Annotated in this window: 4 protein-coding genes; 1 reads left to right on the forward strand and 3 read right to left on the reverse strand. The window is 62.1% G+C overall.

Annotation, left to right across the window (positions count from 1 at the left end):
* Positions 1–58: 58 nt before the first annotated feature.
* The 3 genes from JNL55_RS25155 to JNL55_RS25165 form a co-directional block, all read right to left on the reverse strand.
* Entirely contained in the window at positions 59–508 is a 450-nt protein-coding gene (locus tag JNL55_RS25155; protein ID WP_293860792.1) for a hypothetical protein, read from the reverse strand.
* A gap of 212 nt (positions 509–720) precedes the next feature.
* Entirely contained in the window at positions 721–2,169 is a 1,449-nt protein-coding gene (locus JNL55_RS25160; protein WP_293860795.1) for an AAA family ATPase, read from the reverse strand.
* Positions 2,170–2,713: 544 nt separating this feature from the next.
* Positions 2,714–3,013 carry a hypothetical protein gene (locus JNL55_RS25165; RefSeq protein WP_293860798.1) on the reverse strand — a complete coding sequence of 100 codons (300 nt, stop codon included), beginning with the start codon at positions 3,011–3,013 and terminating at the stop codon, positions 2,714–2,716.
* A 793-nt stretch (positions 3,014–3,806) separates the two neighbouring features.
* On the opposite strand from JNL55_RS25165, the gene JNL55_RS25170 reads away from it, so the two are divergent.
* On the forward strand, positions 3,807–4,001 hold the full coding sequence (locus JNL55_RS25170) for a hypothetical protein (protein ID WP_293860801.1): 195 nt from the start codon (positions 3,807–3,809) through the stop codon (positions 3,999–4,001).
* Positions 4,002–4,174: the final 173 nt, after the last annotated feature.

Genomic DNA, 4,174 nt, shown 5'->3' on the forward strand with positions numbered 1-4,174 from the left:
ACGCTTTCGGCACGCGCATCTGACACGCGCATCGCGCTGTCGAGCGGTGCGCGCTCGTTCAGTTCCGCTCTGCGTCCAGCCACAGCAAGGGTGCTTTACTCACCGAGTTGCTCGGCCGCTCGATCATGCAAATCATTTGGGCCTGCCGCTTCGCCGTGACCAGATTGATCACGACGGCTTCCTTGCGATCGGGATACTCCTCGAGTCGGTGCTCCCTCATCAGCTTCTCGGCCTGCTGCGCTTGGGCTTCATCGTGAGCCAGCGCGACCCAGGACTCCGAAACATAGGCGACTGCGCGCACCTGTGGGTGAGTCGCGATCTGCATTGATAGCGAGACGCACAGATCGTCGGGCATGGTCTCGGGCAGGAGGGTGCGAATCTTGCCCGAGGCATGTAGAACAACCAGCATCTGCGGAATCTCGGCGCCGAGCTTCACGCTGACCGAGGCACTCTCGAACAGAGCATCGTAGAAGCGTTGAGTCACACGATCGTCGCTTGCGAGGTTCATGAACTCTCCTAAATAGAAACGAATGTCACAAGCGAACCCGCACCGATTCAGTCGGTACCGGCATCGCAGGGGACGGTTTGCGCCACGCGGGAAGGGGCGATGTCGAAGACGGGCACGGTGCTGCGCGAAAGCTGAGCTCGCGGTGACGGTGCCCAGAGGACGCTCGCGCGCTACCGCAGGGGTAGCGCGCGAGACATATCAGCGCAGGGGACTCAAGCCGCGATGCGCTCGATCCGACGGACTCGGGAGGACATGTCTTCTAACAATTGCAGATCGTCATGCAGCGCTCGCTTGAGCGCGCTCATCAGTGCGCCTTCGAGCCCATGACTGTCGTCCGCTTCGCTCGGCTGCGGTCCGTGCACCAGCCGGCTTTGGGCATTCACGCTGTCGGCCGCTTCCAGCAGCGCTGGGACGGACAGTTCCGTGACCATCGTGCCGGGGGCCTGCATCGCCAGTTGGGACAGCTTCGCGCGCCGGACCACCTCGGCGATCTCTGCAGCGTTCTTGCCGCTCAATGCATGACCCACGGGGGACAGGTCGGCCTGCGTGGAGATGGTCGCTGCGCCGTAGTGCCGCAGCAGCTGTTCCACCGCTTTGGCGTCGGGCGGGATCACCTCGATCACCGCATCGAGACGACCTGGCCGGAGCATGGCCTTATTAATGGTTTGGATGGCATTGGTGGTGAGCACCAGGATGATATTGGCGTTTTTGGCATCCAATCCATCGATGGTGTTCAAGATGTCATCCATTTCCGTCGTCCGAGGACCGCTGGTGGTGCGATCGATGTCTTCGCAAAAAACCACGCAGGCGGGCGACTGATACTGCTTGGCGAATATCAACGCTTCGGCCAACTCCTGGGCACGAGCCACATACAGACAGGTGAGTCCGGACTGCTCGGCCAGCCGCGCGGCGGCGGCTGCCGCCAACGTCTTGCCGGTGCCGTACGGTCCCGCCAACAGGACGCCGCGCTTGAGGGGGATGCCGTTCGCGATGCAATCGTGAGCCCGCATGATCGGTACGAAGAGATTCGTGTGGATCGCTTGACGCACCGATTCCGGGTACACCAAGTCGGTGAGATCGACTTCGTTGCGAACGAACTGCGGGTCCGGCATCGCGAGCTTGTCGCCATCTTCATCGAAGAGCCGAAGCCGCAACGTCTTGCCGCGATAGATGCTGCTGCGTTTGACTTCCTCGCGAACCTCATCGAAGAGCGCCTGGACGGTGCGTTCATCGCGCCGAAGGATGTCGGCGGTGAGCGCGAACACCATGCGTCCATCCTTCTGCGCCATCTCGGTTTGCAGTCGACCCTCGACGGTGGGCAGCAGAAAGCTGCCCCAGGGCACCTGGCGCACCTGGTCCGGCCCGATGTGCACCGTGGTCAGTTGCGGCGGATGATCCCGGAAGAATCCCGGCGTGGTGGTCGCTGGCGCCCAGCCGAATCGACGCTGAAGCACCGTATCCAGGGCGCAGGCCCCATCGAGCGGGAACACGTCGAATGTCTCAACCATGTGAATGCGCTTGTTGTCGTATTCCTTGCGTCGTTCGAGCAGCGCGATCGCGTTGTCCAACGACATGTCCTGCGGCAGCACCAACTTCTCGCCCTGATGAACGATGTCCACCACAGGGATTGAAGCAGGAGCTTGCACTGTTTTGTTGGCCATTGGGAATCACATCTCCGTAGTGAGGGTTAGACTCCTGCTCGATACGGGCCGCCTGGGCTCGCTCGAGCACACGTCACGACGCCGCGGCGTTGGGAGAACGTCGCGGTGTCAGATCAAAGTCTTAGGAAACATCCGCGCCGACGGCGGGCGCGATGATGGTTCACGCGTCAGGTGAGGCGGCGAAGGTTGCGGTCGCCAGCTCGGCGTGACGGGCGCTGTAGGTGACGATGGTCAGCCAGCGCGGCTGGGTGGTTGCAGGGGAAGTTAAGCAGTTGAATCAGCTCGGCAGGGCCTGACACGGGGGCCTTGGAGGCTGGCGTGGCGCCCGTGGCATCCATCGGGCTTGGCGGCAGGAGCGTGGTGAGTCACCGTGCTGTCGACGGACGCTGCGGGGTCAGTGTCGGGAGCGCTGCCGATCGGCGAGACCGGGACGAGCGTGCGGTGGGCGAGCGTCGCCCACGGTCGGCGCGATGTTTCTAATGGAGCGTATCGACCGGGAGTGAGGCGAAGAAGACAGGCACTGTCTCAACAATCCCCGGCGTCCTCAATGACGGCGAATGCCCCAGGTCCAGCACATGAGCCGATCTCTCGAGAACGCCACGATTGCCTGCTGGCCGCAGGCCGCCGTATGCCAACGCTGAATCCACAGGTCGCGATGACCGATCCTCACATTCGCGTACAGGGTGCGCCGGCCGGCCACCGGCGGATAGGACAGTGTCATTGTATGGACATGCACGGCGAACTCGACATCCCATTCCGAACATCGAGCGCGTAGCGCCGAGGCTTGCCACCGACGACGTAGAGCGCTGGTCAGGCGCGACCAAGAACGAAAGAGTGAGTGCATCGAAGCTCCTTCAGACAGTCACGCAACATTGGCCCCCGATCGCATCGGACGATGCTCGTGCCGAGCGCGGCAGAGGTGCGAGCGGTGGTGTCACTTCAGTGTGATGGCCATCACTCGATGTGCAACGTCGAGCCCTTTGCTCGCACCAGCAGCTTGCAGCCGGTGCATTCATGCGCGTCGTTCAATGCGCGGCACGATGGCGATGAAATCGGGCACGCGTGCGTGGGCGCGAATCGTCGAGAGGTGCTGTGAAGCCCGATCAGATCCCGGTAGACTCGGTGTCAGACTCAAGTCACCACTGTCGTGACCGAGTGGGCCCGCACCGTTCATTGCTCGGCCCTGATTGAACACGGCCCCTCTGAGGTCTCTCCCCAAGCGGGATCTGCGCTTGCGGCGACGAGGCGCCACGGGTGCCCATCGCACCTGCCTGCCGATGCCTTCGTGCACCGGCAAGCGCCTCAGTCTCGCGGATCCTCGAAGTCCCGCACGGGCCTCGGTGTTTCCCACGCTCACACGAAGATCACCCCTGTTTCGATAGCCGGTGCAGTACCTGGCTGCCGCTTCCTTCGAGCGACGGTCTCTCAACCTTGCGGGGTATCTCCGTGCCCCGGCGGGGCTGGGTGTATCCCCACTTTGCCTGGAGATCACCCATGTCTCACGTGTACTACCACCCGAACTCCGCTCGCGCCTTCGGCGGGCAGTCCAAGGACTATCTGGTTCAACTCAGGTTAGTTCTTCTCTGGATACATTTTTATCGGCTCGTCGCTCACGGGATGTCTCGTGGAGGCCAAGCATGAAGTATTACGTTGAAGTGACTCGGATTGGCTATGCACGGCAAACTCTTGAGATCGACGCGATCTCCGTCGAGGAAGCGAAGCATCTCGCCATGACGCGAGCCCCGGACGAGGCGTTCTCCACATATGATGCTGAGTATGAAGTGTCATCAGTGCGTCGCTTGCGATCACCCGAGTGCGCTCTCACCATCTAGGGGACCGGCGCCGTGATCGAGGCGATACAACGATAACTGGCCGTTGCTGTTCGCGCCAAGGTCGAAGTCGCGGCCTGACGCATTCAGTGTTCTTACGAGCCATCGCGTACGAGCTCGAACCGCTTGCCGCGTGTTCAACGCGTGTGGCGAGCATCGATGCCCCTCCTTTGTAT

The organism is Steroidobacter sp., assembly GCF_016790065.1.
Taxonomy (GTDB): Bacteria; Pseudomonadota; Gammaproteobacteria; order Steroidobacterales; family Steroidobacteraceae; genus Steroidobacter.

Excerpts from the sequence above, each read along its gene's own strand:
- JNL55_RS25155 (WP_293860792.1), bottom strand. The coding sequence starts at position 508 with ATGAACCTCGCAAGCGACGATCGTGTGACTCAACGCTTCTACGATGCT.
- JNL55_RS25165 (WP_293860798.1), bottom strand. The coding sequence starts at position 3,013 with ATGCACTCACTCTTTCGTTCTTGGTCGCGCCTGACCAGCGCTCTACGT.
- JNL55_RS25170 (WP_293860801.1), top strand. The coding sequence starts at position 3,807 with ATGAAGTATTACGTTGAAGTGACTCGGATTGGCTATGCACGGCAAACT.
- JNL55_RS25160 (WP_293860795.1), bottom strand. The coding sequence starts at position 2,169 with ATGGCCAACAAAACAGTGCAAGCTCCTGCTTCAATCCCTGTGGTGGAC.